The following is a 20,317-nucleotide window of genomic DNA, read 5'->3' as shown; positions in this document are numbered from 1 at the left end:
GCTCCACGAGCATCGGCTACCAGCTCGCCCCGATTGGCCTCCGGTCAGGAGATGGTGGCGCTGCCGGGACGGCTCGGTGATCGACGCGACCTACCCCAACTTGCGGCTGACGTAAGGAGCGCGACATGGACCCGATCTGCGAATGTGACCAGGCGTGCTGCGAGTGGTGCGAAATTCACGGCGACACCGGCCACCGAAACCAGATGTACGACATGGGCTGGGGTCTCAGTGTCGCTGTCGTGCAGCCGACATAAGGATCTGACGATGAAGATACCGATCAGCGAGCTCGATGCGCTGGATGCTGGGGCGCGGAGCTGCCCAGCGGTGCGGCCGGGCACGTTGGGTTACCAAGGCTGCCGACGTGTGGACGGACACCCCGGCCCGCACGTGTCGCAAGACCGTGGCGAGTGGACGACATAAGGACCGATGATGAACACACTCGACTGCCGCGAATGCGGCTGCCCAATCGACCGCTGCAACGCCTACCGCCCAACGCGGAAATGCTGCCCCGACTGCAAGCACATACACCCCACAGGCGACGCCGTTACGTGGCCCGGTGACGCTGTTAGCCAGATGGCAGAGGCTCAAGCCGCTCTAGCGCTGGCGTTCCAGAAGTTCGCCGACTACATGGCTCCGCACATGGATCAACTGAGGCAGCTATGCGAGGACATCAACCGCTACGAGTCGGACGCTCTCGCCGAGATCGAAGACGACTTCTACGCTGGCCGAGCTGGCTCAACCGGCGACCCGGCAAACGATGAGTGACCCGAGCAAGACAGGCGCGAAACACGCCGTTCGGAAGCCCTTGACGAAATCTGCGGCGCTGACCAGCTAGTATGCCTTTCCGAGTCGGTACCCCCATGTCTGAACCCGTTCAGACCTGGGGGTTTCCTCGTTTCTGGCCACCATCGGAGCGAAGACAATGCCCATATTCGAACTCACTTGGCAGGCGTTCGGCACGCTCAAGATCGAGGCCGACACTGTCGACGAAGCCAAGCGCTCAGCCGCAGCCGAACTCACCACCGACCCCGGCCCCACCGATGTCCGCGACTACCAGGTCGACGGCGTCGACGTAGAGCTGGCCTGACCATGACCTGGGGCCAAGGCTCAACCATCCCGCAACGGATCAAGGATCAGGTGCGGGTCCGCGACAAGACCTGCCAACTGCGCTACCCCGGCATCTGCACGGGAGCCATCGACGAGTTCGACCACCCCGACGGCCTGGCCGCCCAAGGCCAGGACCGCAAGCCGGTCCGCTCGGCCCGCGAAGTCCAAGGCGTCTGCACGCCGTGCCACGACCACAAGACCGAGCAGCAGCGGCGAGCTGGCATTGCCCGCGCCAAAGCTGCGCGCGGGTCGCTGTCCAAGCGCTACCGCGACCGCGAACCTCACCCGGGAGCGCTGTGAAAGAGACGAACGTGCCGTTCGTTCAGGCAGAAGTCCGCATCATCTACGGGATGGACGATGACGGTCGGCAGGTCATCGCGACGACCTACACCGCCGACGGTGTTGACGACTCGGTGCCCGACTACTTCACCGGCTTGACGATGTTCGAGGTCGCCAAGATCGACTTCTTGCGGCGGCACGGCATCATCGGTGCCGATCCCAGCGCCTGACTACCCAAGGGGGGCCTAGTAACCCGGCCTCGGCCCCGATACGCCCGAGACTCATTAGCACTCACGCACCTACGTACGAAAATTCCCCGATTTTCTGACGGACAACACCGCGATCTAGCGAAGGTGATTTCGGCGGATCGGCGTTTCCGATCCCGCACAGAGCCTCTCAGCCGGTCAAAACCGCCCCCAGCCCACCGGAATACGCGCAAAGAAGTGCGCCTTCCGGTGTCCCACGCGCCCGCAAGGTCGGGCGTCCCAACGGTTCCAAGGAGGACCAGCCCCATGTCCATCGCCATGATCGCCCTGACACACCCGCCCGGCGACGGCCCACCCGACCACCGCGCCTATACCGGCCGGGTACTGCTCGACGCCGCGCAGATCTGCGCTATCGAAGAGGTCAAAATCGCGAGACAGCCCGCAATCTCGTTCGTCACGCTGCGGAATGGGTGCGCGTATCGGGTGACCGAAACGCCCGAGCAGATCCTGGAATGGATGGGCCAGGCGCTCAACCTTGCGGCCGGAGAGTGGTCGGGTGAGTTCCGTGTCAGCGATCCAGCGATCGCTGCGGACTATCTCCAAGCCCGTCTCGAGTGCCAAGCCCGCCCTGTAATACCGAAGGGGCTGTGAGCATGGCTGACACCACCGCGCCGAAACCGCCACCGCCACCGGCAGATCTGGCCAAGGACGGCCGCAAGGACGGCGCGGGCCGCCGGTTGTGGAAGCAGATCGTCACGTCGCGCAAATACGAGCTGCGGCCCGACGAGTTGGTCATTCTCGAGAACGCCTGCCGCCAGGGCGACCGGATCGAAAAGCTGCGCGGGGAAGCTCAGCATTGCTCGACGACCGCTCGCGGATCGGCAGGCCAGCTGGCCTTGCACCCGATCCTCAAGGAACTGCGCGAACTCGAAGTGTCACAAGCCAATCTCTTGGGGAAGCTCAAACTGCCCGACGATCAGGCCCCGGCCGACAGCCAGCCGAGGTCAGTCTCGGCGCGCAGCGCCGTGCAGTCCCGCTGGGGGAGGACCGGATGACGACCGCCGTTGTGGCGCAGACCAAGGCCCGCGCCGAGCAGCTCGCCCGTGAACTAGGGATCGATGAGCCCCGCGTATTCGGCGCGAAAATGTCTGCGGCGTTCGAAGGTCTTCGCGCTGAGCGGGTGTTCATCGACGCGAACGCGAAGATCAGTGCCGACTTCCTGAGCATCATCGTAGATACGGCCGCGAAGATGCCCAACGGTGGCGGCATCGTCCGGTTCGTCACGGTGACACGCGAGCGGCCCGAGCGGCGGGGTGTAAGGGTGCTGGGCCCATTCGGTCGGTGGCTCGGGCATGTCGGCGCTGACAACTGGCATGAGGACACCGAGGGCCGTTTGGTGGTCACGGCGAGAGGCCAACGGGTCGGGACCTACAACCGTTGGGTCGCCGTGGATTTCATCACACCGGAGATCTAGATGGCTCGTGTTGCGAAGTCGACAGCGTTCGTCAAGCAGCACGACTACTCGCACATCATCAAGTGGTACCGCGAGACGCTGCCGAAGGCAGACCCACCGCGGCCGTCACGTTGGGAGCCGGTGCGCATCGGCCCCACGTGGGATTGGGATCCGCAGCGGGGCTGGCTGTTTCCTGAGCATTCGATGGGTTGGGAACTGCTCGGCTGGTGCGGCTACTGGCTGCGCGACATGGCCGGGCAGGAATGGCAGTTCACTCCCGAGCAGGCGCGGTTCTTTCTGCACTACGAGGCCATCGACGACGACGGCCGACTGCTGCACCGCACTGGGGTACTTCAGCGGCTGAAGGGGTGGGGCAAGGACCCCGCCGCGTGCGCGCTGGCGTGCTCAAAGGCGTTCGCCCCGGTGATCTTCGACCACTGGGGCCCGGAGGGGCCGGTCGGCCGCGACGATCCCGCCGCCTGGGTGCAGATCTCGGCCGTGTCGAAAAAGCAGACCGCGAACACGATGAAGCTGTTTCCGGTCATGCTGTCCGAAGAGTCCCGACGCCACTACGGGATACAGATCGGCCGCGACAACGTCTGGGGCCTGGGCGACACCCGCCAGATCGAAGCGACCGCCTCGAATTACCTTGCGATCGAAGGCAACCGCGTCACTCAGGCGATCCGCAACGAGCCGCAGAACTGGAACGACTCGAATCAGGGCCACGATCTGGCGGGCGCGATCGACGGCAACTCGACCAAGATCCCTGACGGCCTGGGCCGCATCCTCGACATTCAGAACGCCTACCGACCCGGCGACGACAGCGTCGCGCAGCGGGCCCGCGAGGCGTGGGAAGCGACGCAGGCCACCGAGGAACGCGGGCCGACGGCGCGATCGTTCGGCATGCTCGTCGACTCGCTGGAGGCCCACCCCGAAGCGCCGTTGACCGCCGACGCCGCACCCGAAGTGCTGGAGTCGGTGCGCGGTGACTCTGTCTGGCTGGACATTCCGGCGATGGTGGAGTCGATCCTCAACGGGTCGAACACGCCGAGCGAGTCGCGGCGCAAGTGGTACAACCAGGTCGTCGCCGCCGCCGACGCCTGGACGACAGCCCAGCAGTTCGACGCCTGCTACCGCGACGAGACACCCGACAAGGGCGAGCCCATCCTGATGTTCGGCGACGGGTCGAAGTCCGACGACACCACAGCGGTGTTCGGTATCCGCATCTCGGACGGCATGGTGTTCCCGATCGGGATCTGGGCACCCAAGAAGGTCAAAGAGGGCGGCCGGGAGATCAACCTGCCGATCGACCGCGCCGCCGTGGACCGCAAGGTCCGTCAGTACCTCGACGACTACGACGTGTGGGGATTCTGGTTCGATCCCTCCGACGCCCGCGACGACGAAACCGGCGAACGGTACTGGGAGCCCTACTGCGACGCCTGGGCCCGCGACTACGCCCGCAAGCTGCGCCGCCTGCCCGCCGTGAAAACCGGCACGAGCCAGCACCTGGTGATCTGGGACATGCGAAACCCGATCCACGTCAAGCTGTTCACCGAAGTGTGCGGCCGCACCTTGACCGACCTCGACGACAAACGCATGTTCCACAACTGCCCGCCCCCGTCGAAACCCGGCCTGGGCGTCCTGGCCCGCCAGCACGTGTTGAACATGCGGCGACGGCCCAACAAGTTCGGCGTGAGCGTCGGCAAGGAACACCGCGAATCGCGCAAGAAGATCGACGCCGGAGTGTGCATGATCGGCGCGCGCGTGATGTGGCTGCAGCTCACCGGCAAACAGAAGTCCGACGGCAAGTTCGCACCCGGTAAAGGCCGGGTCCTCACCCGACGTTGAAAGGTGGTGTGTGCGTGACGGTTCCGATAGCTCCGACAGCCAGTGCGCTGCCAGCCCCAACAGCAAGCCTGATGAACATTCCCGCGCCGCGCGAGCTGGGCGAGCGTGAGAAACACATCGCCTGGCGGCTGGCGTCGATGCTCTACAACCGCCGCGCCCCGTTCCTGCTGAACGCGCAGTACTACGAAGGCACCCAAATCGTTCCGTCGCTGGGCATCTCCACCCCGCCCGAGCTGGAGACCCTCCAAGCGATCAACGGGTGGGGCGGCAGTGCGGTCGACGCCGTCTCTGAACGTCTCGGAATGCAAGGGATCATCCTCAACGGCAAGTCCGAGGTCGACGAGGAACTGCTGGTGACATTCCAGGCCAACAACCTCGATTCCGAGGCACCTATGGTGCACGACGATTCGATGATTCAGGGCCTTGGCCTGGTCGTCATCGGCGTCAATCACAACCAAGAGCCGGTGATCACCGGCGAATCACCGCTGAACATGGCCGTGCACGTCGACCGGGCAACCGGCATCGTCACCTGCGGCTATCAGACCTACTTGGACGCCGACCCGGCCAGCGAAACCTACGCGCGGCATCGGGCGACCGAATACCTGCCCGAGAAGACCATCCACCTAGTGGCCGGCGAAGGCGGGAAGTGGGAAGTCGTCGACATCGACGAGCACCCCAATACGGCCGAATTCGGTTGCTCTGTCGTGGCTTTCCCGAACCGCCCATCCACCGGCAACCGTCTGGGAGCGCCCGAGATCGCCCCGGCATGGCGCAGCTGCATGGACCGCGCCTCGCGGACGTGGGTCTCGATGGAGGTGATGCGCGAGTTCCACATCATCCAAAAGATCTTGCTGCTCGGAGCCACCGAGAAGGCGTTCCAGGACAACGAGGGCAACTTCAAATCGGTGTGGGAGACCTATGCCGATTTCATGCCCGCGATCGAACCCGACGAAGAGGGCAACGTGCCCACGGTCGAAGTGGTTCAGGGCCAATCGCCGGATGGGTTGCTGAAGATCATCGACGCCGAGGCCCGGTTGATGTCGGGATACACCGGCCTCAACCCCCAGAATATGGGCATCATCAACACCGGCAACCCGGTGTCGGGCGATTCGATCCGCATGGCCGACCAGCGATTGAAGGCCCGCACCGAACGCAAAGCCGCCGGGTACGGAAACTCGTGGGTCCGCGTCGGCCGATGGACCTACCTAGTGCGCGGGGAGGACCGCGCCGACCTCAAGCGCGCCGAAACGGACTGGGGCCCCACCGGCATCCCGACACCGGCCACCGACTCCGATGCGGTGTCCAAACAAGAAGCCGCTGGCATCATCCCGCGCCGCTCGGCGACAGTGCAGAGGCGACTGGGCTACAGCGCGATTGAACGCCGCAACATGGAATCCGAATTCCGCGAAGCTGACGGCCGCGATCTCATCAACGCCGTCACCGGCGCTGGCCAGCCGCGCCCGGATGACGCGCCGCGCCCAGGACAATCGGCAGACGGCGCAGATGACGCAACCGCAACAGCCTGAGTTCGCCCACTACCAGGCCGCCAACGCCGCGCTGATCGGCGCGGCGACCGCCCAGCTCGGCGCGCAACTGGCCGAACTCGACTGGAACGCCGCCAGTGTGCAGTCGGCGGTCACGCGGCTCTACGGCGGCCTAGTGCGCGCCTACCGTGGGGCGTCGTCGACACTCGGATTGCAGCTCTACGGCGACCTGCGCGCTGCTGCCGACGTGAGCGGCGGCTGGCGCAAGATCACCGCGCCCGACCCCGACCCCGCCTGGATCGACGCCAAAGTCGCCAGCGCGTTCAAAGTCCCAGCACCACAGGCCATCGACATCGCACAAGCTCTGTTGCCGGGCGACGAGACGGCCGGTGTCTTCGATGTTGAGCAGGTCGTCACCGACCGGCTGACGAACTCGATGCAACGCATGATCCTGTCGGGCGGGCGCGACGCCGTCGCACTCAACGCCGCCGAGGACGGCGCAGACATCACCCGCGTACCCGACAAACCCGGCGCGCCCGTCGGCGAAGACCCGGCCTTCTACGTCCGCGTGCCCACGTCGATGAAGCCCTGCGCGTTCTGCGTCATGACGGCCAGCCGCAACTGGCGGCCCTACACCTCGGCGCAGGCAGCCGAATTCGTCGTCGGCACACGCAGCGGCGCACAGCGCGGCAAGCAGCCGCTCGGCCACCGGTATCACGATCACTGCCAATGCATCGCAGTACCCGTGTTTCGCGGCAAGCCAACACCGTTCGACCGGTCCCCCTACGAGCTGATGTACGAGAAGGCCGCAGCGGACGCCGGAACGCGCCGCGACACCAAGAAGGTCCTGGCGTCGATGCGCCAGCTGTACGGCCTGCGCTAACCCGGCGCAGTGTTCACCCCCCGGCTAGTGCCGGAAACCCCAGTAGCCCAAGGAGGCTGACGTTCCCATGCCCAACCCGCCGACCCCCAACAACATGCCCGGTGCCCAGCAGGCCGCCGCCGGTGAGCAGCCGCAGACCCCGCCGCCGGGCAGTGCCGACCCGGCCGCTGGCCAGGCCCCGGCCGACGGTGCCACCCCGACACCGCCGTGGGGTGCCGACAACACCAAGTACGACCCGGACAAGGCCGCCCAGCTGATCGCCAACCTGCGGTCCAGTGAGACCACGCAGGCTGGCACGATCAAAACCCAAAAGGACCGGATCGCCGAGCTGGAATCCCAACTGGCCGACGCGAAGCCGCTACTGGACGCGCACACCGAACAGCAGCGCCGCGAACAGGGCGAAGTGGCCACACTGCGCCAGGACATGGCCGGTCTGCAGCAGCAGCTCACGACCGCGCAGCAGACCGCCCAGGACAACCTGAACATGGCGCTGGCGGCCAAGGCCGAAGCGCTGGCGTCCAATCGTGACGCCAGTCGTGCGGGATCGGCGTTCGTCAACCCGGCCACCGCAGTCAAGCTCATCGATCTGTCGGACTGCCTCACCGGCGACGGCAAGATCGACGACAAAGCGATCGCGGCGAAGCTCGACGCGCTCGCGCAGTCCGAACCGTATCTGGTCGCTGCGGCAACCAACGGCGGACGCAAGCCCAACCCCGCGCAAGGGCAAGGGGGCGGGGCGATCCCACTGGACGCGCAGATCAAAGACGCCGAGCAGCGCGGCGACGTGATGCGCTCCATTGCTCTCAAACAACAGCAGCGTTACCAGAGATAGGAGACCACCATGGCCGGAATCACCGGTATCGGAACCACTTTCAATGAGCCCAACTACCACGGCGAACTGTTCGCCCTCACCCCCGTCGACACGCCGCTGTTGTCGATGGCCGGTGGACTCGGCGGCGGCAAGCAGACCACCGCCACCGAATTCGAATGGCAGGCATACGATCTGCGCGAACCGGAGATCCGCCCCCGCAAGGAGGGCGACGACGCGCCCAACCCCGAGGCTCGGGTGCGCAAGAACGTCAAGAACGTCGTGCAGATCTTTCACGAGGCGGTCGGCACCAGCTACACCAAGCAGGCCACCGCCGCGCAGCTGGCGACCACGCAGACCGCACCGTTCAACTCCGCCGACGGGCTGGGCTTCGGCAACCCGGTCGGCAACGAACACACCTGGCAGGTGGCGCAGTCGCTCGTGCAGATCGCCCGCGACGTGAACTACTCGTTCTGGCACGCCCGCAAGAACGTGCCCGAGGACAACACCGAGGCTCGCCAGATGGCCGGCCTGCTGTCGGTGGTGACCACCAACAAGTCGTTCGCGATCCCCGAAGTGTCGGCGACCACGGCCACCGACACCGTCACCGCTGCCGCCCACGGCATGGCCAACGGCGACATGGTCGTGTTCACCGACGTGGGTACCGCCACCGGGATTCGGCTGGACCGCAGCTACTTCGTGGTCAGCCAGGCCGCGGGCACATTCAAGGTCGCGGCGGCCGCTGGGGGTGCGCCCATCACGCTGGGCACCGCCACCGTCAAGTACGTGCAGGTGTCGGGCGGGGCCACTACGTCCGGCGGCGGGACCGGGGTGTCGGTGGACCGCATCAACGCGTTCGTGCAGGGCATCTTCGACAACGGCGGCCTGACCCAGGGCGACACCCGCGTCCTGTTCGTGCCCTCGATTCAGAAGACCCGCATCACCAAGGCGTACGCAACCGCCTACGGGTCCAACAGCAACGGCGCGATCGGCACCTCTGCCGGTCACACCGTCGGCGGCGTCGCGGTCGACCGGATCACCACCGACTTCGGCGACCTCTACATCGCCATCGACCGCGCCCTGCCCAAAGACGCCGTCGCCGCCGTGTCGATGGAAGTCATCGACCCGGTGTTTCTGTCGATCCCCGGCAAGGGCGTGCTCTTCGAAGAGGAACTCGCCAAGACCGGCGCGACCGACAAGACCCAGATCTACGGCGAGATCGGCCTCAAGTACGGACACGAGACCTCGCACGGCGTGCTGCGGGGCCTGGCGGCCGGTCCGCTCGCGGCATAAGGGCGGTCTGATCAGATGACGCAGCCACCCCAGCCGCCGCAGCCCTACGCCACGCCGACCGAGCTGGCGACGTACATGCAGACCGAGTTCGACGACGCTGAGACGGCGTCGGCTCAGATGCAGCTGGGGTTCGTTGCGTTGCTGATCCGTCACGAGTACGCCGGGATCGACGTGCGCACGCCGCCCATCGATCCGCAGCTGCCCAAGCTGGTGTCCCTGGAGCTGGTCTCACGCAAGATGGTTGAGACCCGCACCGGGGGCGCCAGTGAGGTCACCGAAACGATGGACGAGACCTCGGTGACCCACCGTTACGGCGGGTCGTCGCGGGCCTCGCGACCGTTCGGTGGCCTGGAGTTGGACTCGTGGGCGCGCGGCCTGCTCGATCCGCCCACCGAATCCGCCCGCCCGAGGGCGTTCGGGGTTCGCATGTCCAGCTACGGCCGCAACCGGACGAGCGCGTAGCGGTGGGCCTGCTCAAGATCCGGCGCGGCGAAACCGTCACCGTGGCAAGAGTCACCCGCGACGGCAGCGGCGACGCCACGACCCCCAAGGCCGACGTGCGCAAGAGTGCATTCGGCAAGCCCGAAACGGTGGCCATCGAAGACGACCAGCGTGGCAGGCGCACCGTGGTTGAACGCAACTGGTTCTGCCATCGCACGGGGCCCGGCGGCCAACCGGTCGATGTCGAAGCGGGCGACCGTATCACCCGCGCCAACGGTGAAACCTACTCGGTGCTGGCGGGCCCGTTCGGCGACAACGACCACCCGCTGACCGGCAGCGACCTCGGTGTCAAGCGATACCGCGTCCGGCGAGTGGGAGCGCCCCGTGGATGACGTGAACATCTATCCCGAACCGAACCCAGCCCTGACCGCGATCCTCAAGGGCCCCAAGATGTTCGCCGTCGTGCGCGCCAAGACCGCCTACGCCAAAGCCCAGTGGCAGGTGATCGTCAAGAAGCGGTCGCGGCGGCTGGCGGCCTCGGCGCGCACCAGCGTGCAGATCGGCGGCTACAAAAACGACCGGCCCGTCGGGCGGCTCACCGTCGGCCGGGGCCTCAAGTACGGGGCTTCGCACCAGTTCGGCTACACCGAGCGCCGCGACGCCACGACCGGCCGCTTCGTCGCCCGATCCGGCTCACGCAAGGGCGGCGTTCGCACCCGCAAAGTCGCTGGCGCAAAAGAACTCAACACAGTACTGCGGAGGATGCGCAACTCATGAACGGTGTCGACTGGCTCCCGGCCTGGTATCAGCCGGGTCTACCGCTGGCAGAGGATGCGGTCACAGCGCTGACTCAGCCGCTGTTTCCGGCCAACGTCGCCGGTGCCGTGCAGGTGGTCAACCAGCTGCCCGACGGCATGCTTGACACCGGCTGGCGCGGCCGGGCCTTGTTCGTCACCCGGTTCGATGGGGCCGCCGATGTCCGCGCCGACCAGGCCGCGATGCAGCTGGCCGCAATCACCAACTCGCGCACCGATTCCCAGATCCTCATCACGTTCATCCGCGACATGTTCGTGTGCGTCGAAGATCCGATCGAAGTGGAACTCGAGGACGGCCGCACCGCGACCATCACAGCCATCGCGGAGACATCAGGACCCGAGGAAGTCCCCGGTCTTGAGTACGACGAACGCATCGTGACGGCGCTGTTTGTCTTCACCTTCGCCAACCCTCTCGAAACCCCTGACTACAGCGACCACCTCGGAAGCTAGTCCCCCAGGAAAGGAATTCCAGACATGACCAGTCCCCTGCCCGCCTCCATCAAGGCGTTCAAAGGCGCAACGAAGTCCCTGCAGATCGCCCCGCTGGACATGGCGGTGATCGTCGGCCGCGCCGACCAGCTGCCCGCCTTCAACCGCAACATCGAGGGCCCGTCCAACACTCCGGTGATCCCGCCGTCGATGGGCGGTGTCGGCTACATCACCAAGGACACCGCCATCAACGTCAAGTTCGACATCTCTGCCAACAACATCGAATCGGCCGGCGAAGGGCTGCCGACCCGCATCATCATCGACAAGCAGTCCATTTCCACCGATTTCGAGATGCGCCAGGTCGGCCGTCGCCAGCTCGAATTGCAGTTCTCCGGCGACTATTCGGGCGTCACGCCGTCGGCGAACGGCGGCATCCACGCGCCGATCGCCACGGTGCCCGACAATCAGGACTACCGGTGCATCCTGCTCGGCAAGGACAGCTACGCCAGCCTGCCGATCTTCTTCGGCTACGTGCTCAACCGGGTTCAGGTGTCCAACGTCGACAACCAGAAGTGGTCGCAGACCAACACGCTGCTGTGGCACCCCACGCTGACCACGGTCGCCGACGATGACGAACTGGACTACCTCGGCGAATTCTTCATCTTCGGAGACGGATTCGAGGCGCTGTCGGCCGAGCACGACACCGGATTCGCACCGCTGACCACCGACTGGATCGGCATCCTGCCCGACGATCAGACCCTGGCCGACGGTGCCACCCTGCAGCTCAAGGTCGAAGACAACCACGGCGTGGACCGCACGGCGGTGGCCACCTACTCGTCGGGAACGCCCGCTACCGCCACGGTCAGCACGGCCGGTGTCGTCACCGCCGTCGACACCGGAACGTCGGTCATCACCGCGACCTACGCCGGTAAGACCGCCACCATCCTGATCACCGTCCCCTAACTGCACACCACTGTTCGGCCCCCGGCGTCCACCCCGGACGCCGGGGTTTTTCATCCTGCCCAAAACCCAAGAGGGAGCACGCAATTATGGCCAAAGCTGGCCGGTTCTACGAGATCCGCAAGCAACTCGGTGACAAGCCCTACGAGCTGACCGACGAGATTCACATTCCGCCGATGTCACTGGCAGCCCGCGAAGCCTGGCGCAAGGCGTCGGCCGCGAGCGTCGCCGAAAACTACCTGCAAGCCCACGCCATCGCCGACGGCAAGCCACGCGAACGGGTCGACCACTCCGAGACGATCGAACGCGCACTGATCGGCGACCAGTACGAAGCCTGCCGCGCCCTGTTCGCCGACGACGCCCGCGCATGGGACATGTTCGTCCAAGAACTCAAGGCGTTCAACAAGATCGACGGCACCGCATCCGAGGCCGCGAGCAGTGATGCGGACGCCGAGGGAAACGGCAGCGCGACGCCCGCGTAGTCGCCGTCATCAATTCCCACTGGCACGCGATTCAGTGGGACTTCCAGAAAGTATTGGGAGTCAACGCCCTTGAGTACTTTCTGGAAGTCCCGGGCCGCACGTGGGAACAGTTTCTCGAATTCTTCGACGACCTCTGCGAAGAACAAGGCACCAAGTTGTGGGCCGCAGCAGCGACCGACCCGGCACTGCTCGCCCGCGTGCAGTCCATGACCGCCGACGAGCTCGCCGAGCTGCGCGAGCACTCGACCGCGGCCGAACCCCACTACGGCTACACCCGCGAAGTCCGGGAATGGCGCAATCTCGCCGACCAGGTGATCGCGCTACGCGCGCAAATGGGCCGGGTCGGCATGAACGAAGTGACGTTCATGCCGCGCCCGCAGATGGTCGGAGATCTCATCAACGAACGCCAATCCGAGCTGACCCGAAGCGAACTCGACGACATCATCGCCGAGGCGCAGGCCGAGGCCGACCGGTTGGGCATCTACTGAATGGAGGTGATGAATGGCAACTTATGACGCTGGCGATGCCTCGATCAATGTGCGGCCAAGCCTCAAAGATTTCAAGCGCTTACTCGCAGCCGACCTGCAGGCCATCGATGCCCCGACGTTCGACGTGCCGATCGCCGCCGACATCACCCGCGCTCAGGCCGAGATGGAACGATGGCGGGCCCAGCAAGAGCAGGACGCGCTCGACATCCGGGTCGACGTCGACACCAGCTCGATCGCACGCGTTGTGCGCGAACTCGATTCGCTGTCCAGCGCAGGCGCAAAGGCGATGTCGGCGCTGAAGTGGAACGCCGGGGCGCTCGGGCTGGGCAGCCTGCCCGCCATGGCAACCGGGGTCGCGTCGGTCGCGGCCGCGCTGCAGCAGGTGGCGCAGGTCGGTCTGGTACTGCCGGGCATGTTCGCCGGAATCGCCACCTCAGTCGGCACCGTCGCGCTCGGCTTCAAAGGCATGGGCGATGCCGTGGAGGCCAACGTCGAAGCCCTGCGGGAGGGAACACCCGAAGCCGTTGAGAAGGCCAACGACTCACTGAAACGGCTGGCGCCCTCGGCGCAAGAAGTCGTCAAGGCCCTGGCCGAATCCTCCGATGTCCTCGACCATCTGAACCGCGTTGCGGCACAACCGATGTTCGAAGGCGTCGACCAGGTCATACGCGACCTCACCGGCAAGTCGCTGCCCACGCTCGAGAAGGGCCTGGGCTCGGTCGGCAAGGCGTGGAACGCCACATTCAAAGAACTTGGTGCCACCCTCGGATCTGACCAGTCGCTCAGCCTGCTCGACCGGATCTTCGGCAACACCGCCGACGCCCAGACCCGCGCCAACGCCGCGATCGAACCCCTGGTGAACGCCTTCGGCACGCTGACCGCAGCCGGTAGCGATACCCTGCCGCGCCTGGCCGACGGGCTGACTGGAATCGCCGAACGGTTCAACCGGTTCATCACCGCAGCCGACCAGGACGGCCGACTCGCCAAATGGATCGACGAAGGAATCAAGGGCATCGGACACCTGGGCTCCATCGTTCTCGACCTCGGCAAGAGCTTCACCGCCATCACCGAAGCGGCAGGCGGCGGCGAAGGGCTGCTCGCCCTGCTCGACACCGGAGCCGAAAAACTCGCCACATTCCTCAATTCCGCAGAGGGTCAGGACAAGCTGACCCAGTTCTTCAACGAGGGCAAAGAACAGCTCGGCCAGTGGCTGCCGATCCTGCAAAACCTCGTGGGGATCTTCGGCGGCGTCTACAGCGCCGCCAAGCAATGGACCGACGCCATGCTGCCGCCCCTGCAGCAGATCACCGGATTCCTAGCCGAGCACCCCGGGCTTATTCAAGGTGTCGCAACGGCTTTCATCGCGTGGAAGACCATCGACGGCGTCACGAGTCTGCTGGGTGCACTCACCAACGTCTCAACGATGCTGCGTGTGACGCTGCCTGCTGCAGCGGCAGAGGGGGCCGCTGCGGCCGGTGCGTCACTAGGTCCGTTAGCTGCGATCATCGGGGGTTCGACCGCTGGCATTTACGCGTTGTTCTCGGGCGGGCGCGCACTGCTCGACAATCAGGCGCTCAATGGCGCTGTGCCCTCGCAGGCGCGTCCATTTCTGTCGAACGAAGAATGGCTCACTCTCAGCCCGGAAGAGATCCTCAAGCGGCTCAATGAACGCGGTGGAACGTTTCTCGCGCCGACGCCCGCCCCGCCGGATTCCTCTGGTCTCGCGAGTGTTCTCGGCGCACCGGAGGCTCCGCCGCCACCGAATCCGCGAGCCGTCCAAGGGCCGCTTCCGGCTAGCCCTGGCGGCCTGTTCGGCCCCGGTGGCGCACTAGGAGCTGCGCCACCGTCGAACACTGAAGCCCCCGAAGACCTCGCAGGGCTCTACGGCGCGTACGAGCGTGGCGGGCCGACGCCGTCGGGTACCGGGCCGGGGCCCACGGGCGGATTCCTGGCAGAGCTGCACGGCGATGAGTGGGTGGCCAACAAGCGCGGCCGCGCGGTGCTGGGGGATGAGTTTCTGGCTGCGGCCAACCTGGGCCTGGTCGACCTCGGCCGCCTGCCCGGTTTCGAAGGCGGCGGCTACATCGACCCGAACGGCAACCCGGTCCATCCGGGTGTTGCGCCTGGGCCCGGTGCTGCGCCGTCGATCGCGCCGAACCCGTACCAGGGCGGCGGGCTGGCCGGCATCTTCAATTCGGTGGCCTCGGGCATTCAGGGCCCGATCGGCAACGCGATGGCACTGGGCTCCAGCTTGGCCAATCTCGGCACCCCGGCTGGCGACAGCAGCGCCATTCCCGGCCTGCAGTCCCAACACGGCGCGGGAACCATCGTCCCCGCCGGATACACCCCGGCTGCCGCCGCGCCGCTGTCACTGGCCGACAGAGCCGCCCGTATCCCCGGCCTGTGGGGGCTGGTCGGGTCGGCGTTCAGTTCGGATCCCGCATCGAACCTCATGGCGTGGGGTGAGCAGACCGGGCAGTGGCTGGGCAACTTCACCGCCCGCACGGTCGGGAGCTTCACCACTGCCCTCTGGCAAGGCGCACTCGACATGGTCGGCCTCGGCGGGTCGATCCTGTCGCCGAACAACACCTGGAATCAGGCCGGGCAATCGGTCGGCGAGTTCGCCTTCGGCAGCGAAGGCCCGCTCGGTCAGCTGCTCGGCGCTAACCAGGGCGCGGGAAGCCAGACCAGTGCGGCCGCCGGGTCGGCCGAGGATCCACGGCGGTCGCGCGAAGCGGTCCAAAAGATCACGCGCGCCGATCAGCGCGTCGCCGAGATTCAGAAGCGGATCAGCGAACTTCCCGCCAACGCCAAGGAATCGCGGCGCGCCGCCCTGCACAACGATCTCGCCAACGCGCAGCAAGACGCGACCGACGCCCGCGAAGACCTCGCGCGCCTAGGTGGAGTCAACGTCGGCAGCGGCGGCGGCCGAGCTCGCCAGTCGATCAGCTCTACCTATCCCACCGAAGGCAGCGGCGCTGAGCGGTGGCGGCCCACGGTGCGCCAGGTGTTGGCCACCTACGGCCCCGCCTACGGCATCACCACCGCCAATGCGCAGTCCTGGGAAGACGCACTCGTGCGCCAGATCGCCACCGAGTCGGGCGGCAACCCGAACTCGGTGAACCCCAACGATTCCAACGGTCGCGGTGGCCGCCAGCGCGTGGCGGGAATCCTCAATTTCCTTGAGGCCACGTTCAATTCGCATAACATCACCGGCGGCAGCTACATGGACCCGGCCGCCCAGATCGCCGCCGCGCTGCCCTACGTCTCGCAAAAGTGGGGTGTCGACGACAGCGGCGCACCACTACAGATTGGGCGGGGGCAGGGATTCTCGGGGGGCGGCGCTGCCCGTGGACCCGGCGGGCCGAAAGGCGACAAGATCGCGGCCTGGCTGTCGGACAACGAGCACGTGCTCACCTCCGAAGACGTCGACGCGATGGGCGGCCAAGACGAGGTTTATGCGTTCCGCTCCGCGCTGCACCGCGCATGGGGCGGCGAAATCTCCACGGCTGCGGTGCGCCCGGCACCGGCCCCGCGCCCGCCGCTGACCGAGATCAAGCGAATGATGCCGCCGCCCCCGGCCGCAGCGGCGCCCGCGCCCCGCCCGACACCGCCCCCGGCCCCGGCTGCTGCCGCGCCGCCGCCCGCCCCGGTCATCGACGCGGGCCCGCCGCAACCAGCGGCCGCTGCACCGCAGCCACCGAATCCGACGATCCCACCGGCCGGGGCTGCCGCGCACCGCAATACCGGCGCGGGCGGTGTCAACCACAACCTGCCCGCCATCGACACCGCGATCGACTCGACGGCATCGACGCTGGGCAACATTGCCGCGACCGCGATCTCGATGGGCGCGGCCGGTGCCGGTGGCGCTGGCGGCGTGGGCGCGGGTGCTGCGGGCGCGCTGGCGTCCTCGATGGCGCAGGGGCTGTTTCAGCAGGGCGGCAAGATCGCCAAGAACGTCGTCAACGTGTTCTCCTCAGCCCTGGTGGGCAACCTCGGTGACAACACCACCGCAGGCGCGTACGGGGCCCCGGTGCTGTCCGCGCCGCCCCAACCGGCCCGGTCGATCGACGCCAGCACGCGATTCGGTGACGTACACGTCGGCGACCCAAGGGATTTCGTCGAACAGCAGCGGCTCTACGAACAGCAGCGCGAGCAATCAATGGTCAGCTATGTGTGAGGACGTGGCGTGTCGCAATATCTGACGCTTGACATCATCAAGGGCGACCCGAACAAGCCGGACTACTTCGCCCGGGTGATGGGGCCAGGGCGTGGCAACCAGCATGTGATCTTGTCGCCGAAGGCCGCCGAGATCTGGAATCTGCCGGTCGAAACACGCTGGGTGACAAATGCACTCGGTCAGCGCTACCAGGACTACCGGTTCAAAAAGCACACCTTCCCGTTGACGTTCATCGCCCACAACTGCGACAAGTACACGTGGTCTGATGTGGCCGCGCGGCTGAGTTGGGCGTTCGACTACGACACCGAAACCCGGTTGCGGTTCACCGGGCCCGACGGTGTGCGCGACAAGTTCGTGCGCAAGGAACATCAGTCGACGGCGTTTTCGGCGATGCCGTGGGAGACCCGCGACCCGTTCCTGACCGGGGACTCATCGGAGCAGTTCATGCTGTCAGCTGAGCTGCCGTTCTACGTCGGTAAACCGGTCGTGCAAGAGTTCCACACCGAAAACTCCCGTGGCTGGGTCGAATTCGACTTCATCAACGATGGAGACGTGCCCGACTGGGGCCGCTGGACCCTGTCCGAGGACGCGGTATGGGAAGTGCCTGACAGCTCCTGGGGCTCGCCGATGCTCGGCCGCCCGATCGAGGACTACGGCCGCACCGTGCCCATCCCGACTATCGACGAACGCGACGGCGGCATCGTCGTCGATTCCGACCCGCGCCAGCAGACCATCCTGTCGGAGAAGGAGACGCTGGTGCAGGGCCGCTGGAAAGGCCACGATCTGCGCTACCCGCTGCCCGCCGGGCTGCGCGAGAAGGCCACCGTACGCGTGCACAGTGTGACCAACCCCGACGGGGCGCACTGCCGCCTGACCATCCCGCAGTGGTATTCGCGGCCGATGTCGCGGCCGTTGGTGATCGCACGATGATCGACGGCACCGCACTGCTCGACCGCATTGAGCGCAATGTCGATGAAGTCCGCGCGCGGCAGTCGATGTTTCGGCTGCAGCAGAACGACATTGAGCTGTGGATCAACCCGCCCGACGGATCGGCCGGCGCGGAATTCCTCGGCCGGATCTCCGATCAGGCGATCGTCAAACAGTCCTGGCCGACACGCAAAAACGTGTCCTCACAGGGCTACATCGAGATCCCCACCGACCATGCCATCGCCCGCTACGTGATGGGCCTGCCGAGCAACAAAGAGGCGCTGAAGAACGTCGTCGTCACCGTCTCGCGCTACAACGGGCAGTGGCGCTGGTCGGGGCTGTTGCGGTACTGGAAACTGCGCCGCCGCAAGGGCGTGCTGTCGTTCGTCCTGTTCTTCAACGACGACATGCAGTTCCTGCAGTACCTGCTGGTACCGCCCAACCCGGCCCTGCCGATCCCGGTCTTTCAGTTTCCGCGCGAATTCTTCCTCTACGCGCCGCTGAAGTGGGCGATCAGCATGACGATTCTGCTGAATTTCCTACGCGTACAGGGCCATCCGTTCACCCTGCCCGACGACCCGTTCGACCCCGAACAGTGGACCACCCTTATCGACTGGTCGCTGTGGCAGGCCCACGTCAAGGCATCGCCGTGGCTGCTCGACGACTCCACCCTATGGGGGCCGATCGCCTCGCGGATGAACGCCGCCGACGTGACGTTCGCCGACGCGCTCGACGACGCGCAGATGGTCATCACCTACCGGCGCATCCTCACCGTCAAAGGCGAACGCGCCGAAGGGCTTCTCACGCCCGAAGTGGCCAACGGCGCACTGGTCTTCGAAGTCGTGGACAGGTCGGGCTTTCACCTCGGCACCGGCACATTCCTCGACGGCACCATCGGAGCCGGATTCATCCGCACCGCCGTCACCTACATCGACGGCTACTTCGAAGACGTGCTCAACGTCGTCGCCGACGACGAATCCCTCACCCCCGACCAGTACTACCAAAAGGGATTCTTCGGCACCTTCGCGGTGCGGCCGTGGATCTGCATCAACGACGATCAATGGCACGACTTCGACTCCGAACTGTCGTGGTCGCCAGCGGGCCCGGTCTCGGTCGTTGTCGGCGGCGACAACCCGACCGCCGACGCGATCGCCAACCTGATCATCGAATCGGTGGGCAACCTGATCGGCTATTTCCTGCTCGGCGGGTTCGACTCACTCGGCGACATCGCCGCCGACGTGATCATGCCGTTCCTGGTCGGCACGATCGCGGCCTGGCTGGAGTGGAAGAACATCGGCCGCGTCAAGCAGCTCGGCTGGATTCACCTGATGGAGATGTACCAGTCGGGTGCCGAGAACAACGCGTGGAGCGCCTCGGCGCAGGCGGCAATCCGCGGTGCCTTCGGCTCGACGAAAGCCCAGACCGGACACCGCATCAAGCTCGACGGCTCGCACTGGGTGATCCCCGGCCTGCACTTCGACATCGGCGACCGCATCTCCTCCACGCACGCCGAGCTGCTCAAGAACGGCATCGACGCGATCTTCGTCGACCAGGTCGAAGAGATGTTGCTAGAAGGCGACAACAGCGCCGGCCAACCGCTGACCTGGGACGTGGCCATCGGCCTGAACAAGGCCGCGATGAGCCAAGGCGAACGCAATGCCCGCACCTTCAAAAAGGTGCTGGCGACCATCCAAAACATTGGGGTGCATCTGATCTCATGACCGACCAACAGCCACAACCACAAGATCGGGTCGTCGAAGTCGCCGACCGCGACACCACCATCGCCAAACTGGTCGACGCGCTCAGCGCGCTCAAGACCGGCCGTCACGGCGGTGAGGAAACCATGGGCCTACCCGCGCCCATGCGCCGCGCCGCCGCCGAGGGCCTGGCCGACCTCGGATTCCGCTACATCGAGGCCATCGCCACCCACCGCGTGGTGATGCCCAAGCAATCGTGGCTGGGCCCGCACGCCGCCGCCGGGATGGCCCAAGTCGACGAGCAGACGATGACCGCCGCCATGCACGACTTCAGCCCCGAGCTGGCCGAGAAGTTCGACGCCGCCGACACCGACGCCAAGCGCGCCGCGCTGCTCGAGGAACTGCGCCCGGTCATCGAATCCACCCTGGAACGCTCGCTCGATCTCGACGAAGCCGCCTCGGCGCTGCGCGCCCAGGGACGCCACGACGCCGCCAAGGAACGCCAACGCCGCGAAGACAAAGAACGGGGAGAGTAAC

Annotated in this window: 23 protein-coding genes; all 23 read left to right on the top strand. The window is 66.1% G+C overall.

All coding sequences use genetic code 11. The features are described from left to right. The first annotated feature begins 426 nt into the window (after positions 1-426). Positions 427-765 (top strand): hypothetical protein, encoded by a 339-nt coding sequence (locus ACOI2T_RS05185; RefSeq protein WP_421875979.1) that lies wholly within the window; start codon positions 427-429, stop codon positions 763-765. A 157-nt stretch (positions 766-922) separates the two neighbouring features. Continuing rightward, a complete protein-coding gene (locus ACOI2T_RS05180) occupies positions 923-1,087 on the top strand; it encodes a hypothetical protein (protein WP_409503809.1) in 165 nt (54 codons plus the stop codon). A 2-nt stretch (positions 1,088-1,089) separates the two neighbouring features. After that, positions 1,090-1,407, top strand: a complete 318-nt coding sequence (locus tag ACOI2T_RS05175) for a hypothetical protein (RefSeq protein ID WP_409503810.1) — start codon at positions 1,090-1,092, stop codon at positions 1,405-1,407. Between the two features lie 11 nt (positions 1,408-1,418). Further along, the gene (locus ACOI2T_RS05170; protein WP_409503811.1) at positions 1,419-1,616 is read left to right on the top strand and encodes a hypothetical protein; all 198 of its coding nucleotides are present in this window, start codon (positions 1,419-1,421) and stop codon (positions 1,614-1,616) included. A gap of 282 nt (positions 1,617-1,898) precedes the next feature. Next, positions 1,899-2,243, top strand: coding sequence for a hypothetical protein (locus ACOI2T_RS05165; protein WP_409503812.1), 345 nt, complete (start codon positions 1,899-1,901; stop codon positions 2,241-2,243). Positions 2,244-2,245: 2 nt separating this feature from the next. Then, complete coding sequence (locus tag ACOI2T_RS05160) at positions 2,246-2,647, top strand: hypothetical protein (protein WP_409503813.1); 402 nt, start codon at positions 2,246-2,248, stop codon at positions 2,645-2,647. Further along, positions 2,644-3,066, top strand: a complete 423-nt coding sequence (locus tag ACOI2T_RS05155) for a hypothetical protein (RefSeq protein ID WP_409503814.1) — start codon at positions 2,644-2,646, stop codon at positions 3,064-3,066. The genes ACOI2T_RS05160 and ACOI2T_RS05155 overlap by 4 nt, the downstream gene beginning before the upstream one ends. Beyond that, a complete protein-coding gene (locus ACOI2T_RS05150) occupies positions 3,067-4,893 on the top strand; it encodes a hypothetical protein (RefSeq protein ID WP_409503815.1) in 1,827 nt (608 codons plus the stop codon). A 71-nt stretch (positions 4,894-4,964) separates the two neighbouring features. Further along, a complete protein-coding gene (locus tag ACOI2T_RS05145) occupies positions 4,965-6,419 on the top strand; it encodes a phage portal protein (protein ID WP_409503816.1) in 1,455 nt (484 codons plus the stop codon). After that, on the top strand, positions 6,397-7,260 hold the full coding sequence (locus ACOI2T_RS05140; protein ID WP_409503817.1) for a VG15 protein: 864 nt from the start codon (positions 6,397-6,399) through the stop codon (positions 7,258-7,260). Before ACOI2T_RS05145 ends, ACOI2T_RS05140 begins: the two co-directional genes overlap by 23 nt. A gap of 67 nt (positions 7,261-7,327) precedes the next feature. Further along, positions 7,328-8,092 (top strand): hypothetical protein, encoded by a 765-nt coding sequence (locus ACOI2T_RS05135; RefSeq protein ID WP_409503818.1) that lies wholly within the window; start codon positions 7,328-7,330, stop codon positions 8,090-8,092. 9 nt (positions 8,093-8,101) lie between these two features. Next, complete coding sequence (locus tag ACOI2T_RS05130) at positions 8,102-9,361, top strand: SU10 major capsid protein (protein WP_409503819.1); 1,260 nt, start codon at positions 8,102-8,104, stop codon at positions 9,359-9,361. Positions 9,362-9,376: 15 nt separating this feature from the next. Then, complete coding sequence (locus ACOI2T_RS05125; RefSeq protein WP_409503820.1) at positions 9,377-9,823, top strand: hypothetical protein; 447 nt, start codon at positions 9,377-9,379, stop codon at positions 9,821-9,823. Positions 9,824-9,825: 2 nt separating this feature from the next. Next, positions 9,826-10,194 (top strand): hypothetical protein, encoded by a 369-nt coding sequence (locus tag ACOI2T_RS05120; RefSeq protein ID WP_409503821.1) that lies wholly within the window; start codon positions 9,826-9,828, stop codon positions 10,192-10,194. Continuing rightward, positions 10,187-10,579, top strand: coding sequence for a hypothetical protein (locus tag ACOI2T_RS05115; RefSeq protein ID WP_409503822.1), 393 nt, complete (start codon positions 10,187-10,189; stop codon positions 10,577-10,579). The genes ACOI2T_RS05120 and ACOI2T_RS05115 overlap by 8 nt, the downstream gene beginning before the upstream one ends. Further along, positions 10,576-11,067 (top strand): phage tail termination protein, encoded by a 492-nt coding sequence (locus ACOI2T_RS05110; protein WP_409503823.1) that lies wholly within the window; start codon positions 10,576-10,578, stop codon positions 11,065-11,067. Before ACOI2T_RS05115 ends, ACOI2T_RS05110 begins: the two co-directional genes overlap by 4 nt. A gap of 24 nt (positions 11,068-11,091) precedes the next feature. Further along, positions 11,092-12,009: an Ig-like domain-containing protein gene (locus ACOI2T_RS05105; RefSeq protein ID WP_409503824.1), complete on the top strand. Its 918-nt coding sequence runs from the start codon at positions 11,092-11,094 to the stop codon at positions 12,007-12,009. Positions 12,010-12,095: 86 nt separating this feature from the next. Continuing rightward, a complete protein-coding gene (locus ACOI2T_RS05100) occupies positions 12,096-12,488 on the top strand; it encodes a hypothetical protein (protein WP_409503825.1) in 393 nt (130 codons plus the stop codon). 53 nt (positions 12,489-12,541) lie between these two features. Continuing rightward, positions 12,542-12,976: a hypothetical protein gene (locus tag ACOI2T_RS05095; protein WP_409503826.1), complete on the top strand. Its 435-nt coding sequence runs from the start codon at positions 12,542-12,544 to the stop codon at positions 12,974-12,976. A 13-nt stretch (positions 12,977-12,989) separates the two neighbouring features. Then, entirely contained in the window at positions 12,990-17,156 is a 4,167-nt protein-coding gene (locus ACOI2T_RS05090) for a hypothetical protein (protein ID WP_409503827.1), read from the top strand. Positions 17,157-17,165: 9 nt separating this feature from the next. Beyond that, positions 17,166-18,086 carry a hypothetical protein gene (locus tag ACOI2T_RS05085; protein ID WP_409503828.1) on the top strand — a complete coding sequence of 307 codons (921 nt, stop codon included), beginning with the start codon at positions 17,166-17,168 and terminating at the stop codon, positions 18,084-18,086. Then, complete coding sequence (locus ACOI2T_RS05080; RefSeq protein ID WP_409503829.1) at positions 18,041-19,804, top strand: Gp37-like protein; 1,764 nt, start codon at positions 18,041-18,043, stop codon at positions 19,802-19,804. The genes ACOI2T_RS05085 and ACOI2T_RS05080 overlap by 46 nt, the downstream gene beginning before the upstream one ends. Then, complete coding sequence (locus ACOI2T_RS05075; RefSeq protein ID WP_409503830.1) at positions 19,801-20,316, top strand: hypothetical protein; 516 nt, start codon at positions 19,801-19,803, stop codon at positions 20,314-20,316. Before ACOI2T_RS05080 ends, ACOI2T_RS05075 begins: the two co-directional genes overlap by 4 nt. The last annotated feature ends 1 nt before the right edge of the window (position 20,317 follow it).

The organism is Mycolicibacterium wolinskyi str. Jessa 2025 (assembly GCF_049241375.1).
Taxonomy (GTDB): domain Bacteria; phylum Actinomycetota; class Actinomycetes; order Mycobacteriales; family Mycobacteriaceae; genus Mycobacterium; species Mycobacterium wolinskyi.
This window is presented reverse-complemented; position numbering and strand designations above follow the sequence as displayed.

Bases quoted from the DNA above. Each gene is read 5' to 3' on its own strand.
- ACOI2T_RS05100 (WP_409503825.1), top strand. From the start codon at position 12,096: ATGGCCAAAGCTGGCCGGTTCTACGAGATCCGCAAGCAACTCGGTGAC.
- ACOI2T_RS05135 (WP_409503818.1), top strand. From the start codon at position 7,328: ATGCCCAACCCGCCGACCCCCAACAACATGCCCGGTGCCCAGCAGGCC.
- ACOI2T_RS05160 (WP_409503813.1), top strand. From the start codon at position 2,246: ATGGCTGACACCACCGCGCCGAAACCGCCACCGCCACCGGCAGATCTG.
- ACOI2T_RS05175 (WP_409503810.1), top strand. From the start codon at position 1,090: ATGACCTGGGGCCAAGGCTCAACCATCCCGCAACGGATCAAGGATCAG.
- ACOI2T_RS05130 (WP_409503819.1), top strand. From the start codon at position 8,102: ATGGCCGGAATCACCGGTATCGGAACCACTTTCAATGAGCCCAACTAC.
- ACOI2T_RS05105 (WP_409503824.1), top strand. From the start codon at position 11,092: ATGACCAGTCCCCTGCCCGCCTCCATCAAGGCGTTCAAAGGCGCAACG.
- ACOI2T_RS05155 (WP_409503814.1), top strand. From the start codon at position 2,644: ATGACGACCGCCGTTGTGGCGCAGACCAAGGCCCGCGCCGAGCAGCTC.
- ACOI2T_RS05185 (WP_421875979.1), top strand. From the start codon at position 427: ATGATGAACACACTCGACTGCCGCGAATGCGGCTGCCCAATCGACCGC.
- ACOI2T_RS05110 (WP_409503823.1), top strand. From the start codon at position 10,576: ATGAACGGTGTCGACTGGCTCCCGGCCTGGTATCAGCCGGGTCTACCG.
- ACOI2T_RS05180 (WP_409503809.1), top strand. From the start codon at position 923: ATGCCCATATTCGAACTCACTTGGCAGGCGTTCGGCACGCTCAAGATC.
- ACOI2T_RS05150 (WP_409503815.1), top strand. From the start codon at position 3,067: ATGGCTCGTGTTGCGAAGTCGACAGCGTTCGTCAAGCAGCACGACTAC.
- ACOI2T_RS05140 (WP_409503817.1), top strand. From the start codon at position 6,397: ATGACGCAACCGCAACAGCCTGAGTTCGCCCACTACCAGGCCGCCAAC.
- ACOI2T_RS05075 (WP_409503830.1), top strand. From the start codon at position 19,801: ATGACCGACCAACAGCCACAACCACAAGATCGGGTCGTCGAAGTCGCC.
- ACOI2T_RS05145 (WP_409503816.1), top strand. From the start codon at position 4,965: ATGAACATTCCCGCGCCGCGCGAGCTGGGCGAGCGTGAGAAACACATC.
- ACOI2T_RS05090 (WP_409503827.1), top strand. From the start codon at position 12,990: ATGGCAACTTATGACGCTGGCGATGCCTCGATCAATGTGCGGCCAAGC.
- ACOI2T_RS05125 (WP_409503820.1), top strand. From the start codon at position 9,377: ATGACGCAGCCACCCCAGCCGCCGCAGCCCTACGCCACGCCGACCGAG.
- ACOI2T_RS05165 (WP_409503812.1), top strand. From the start codon at position 1,899: ATGTCCATCGCCATGATCGCCCTGACACACCCGCCCGGCGACGGCCCA.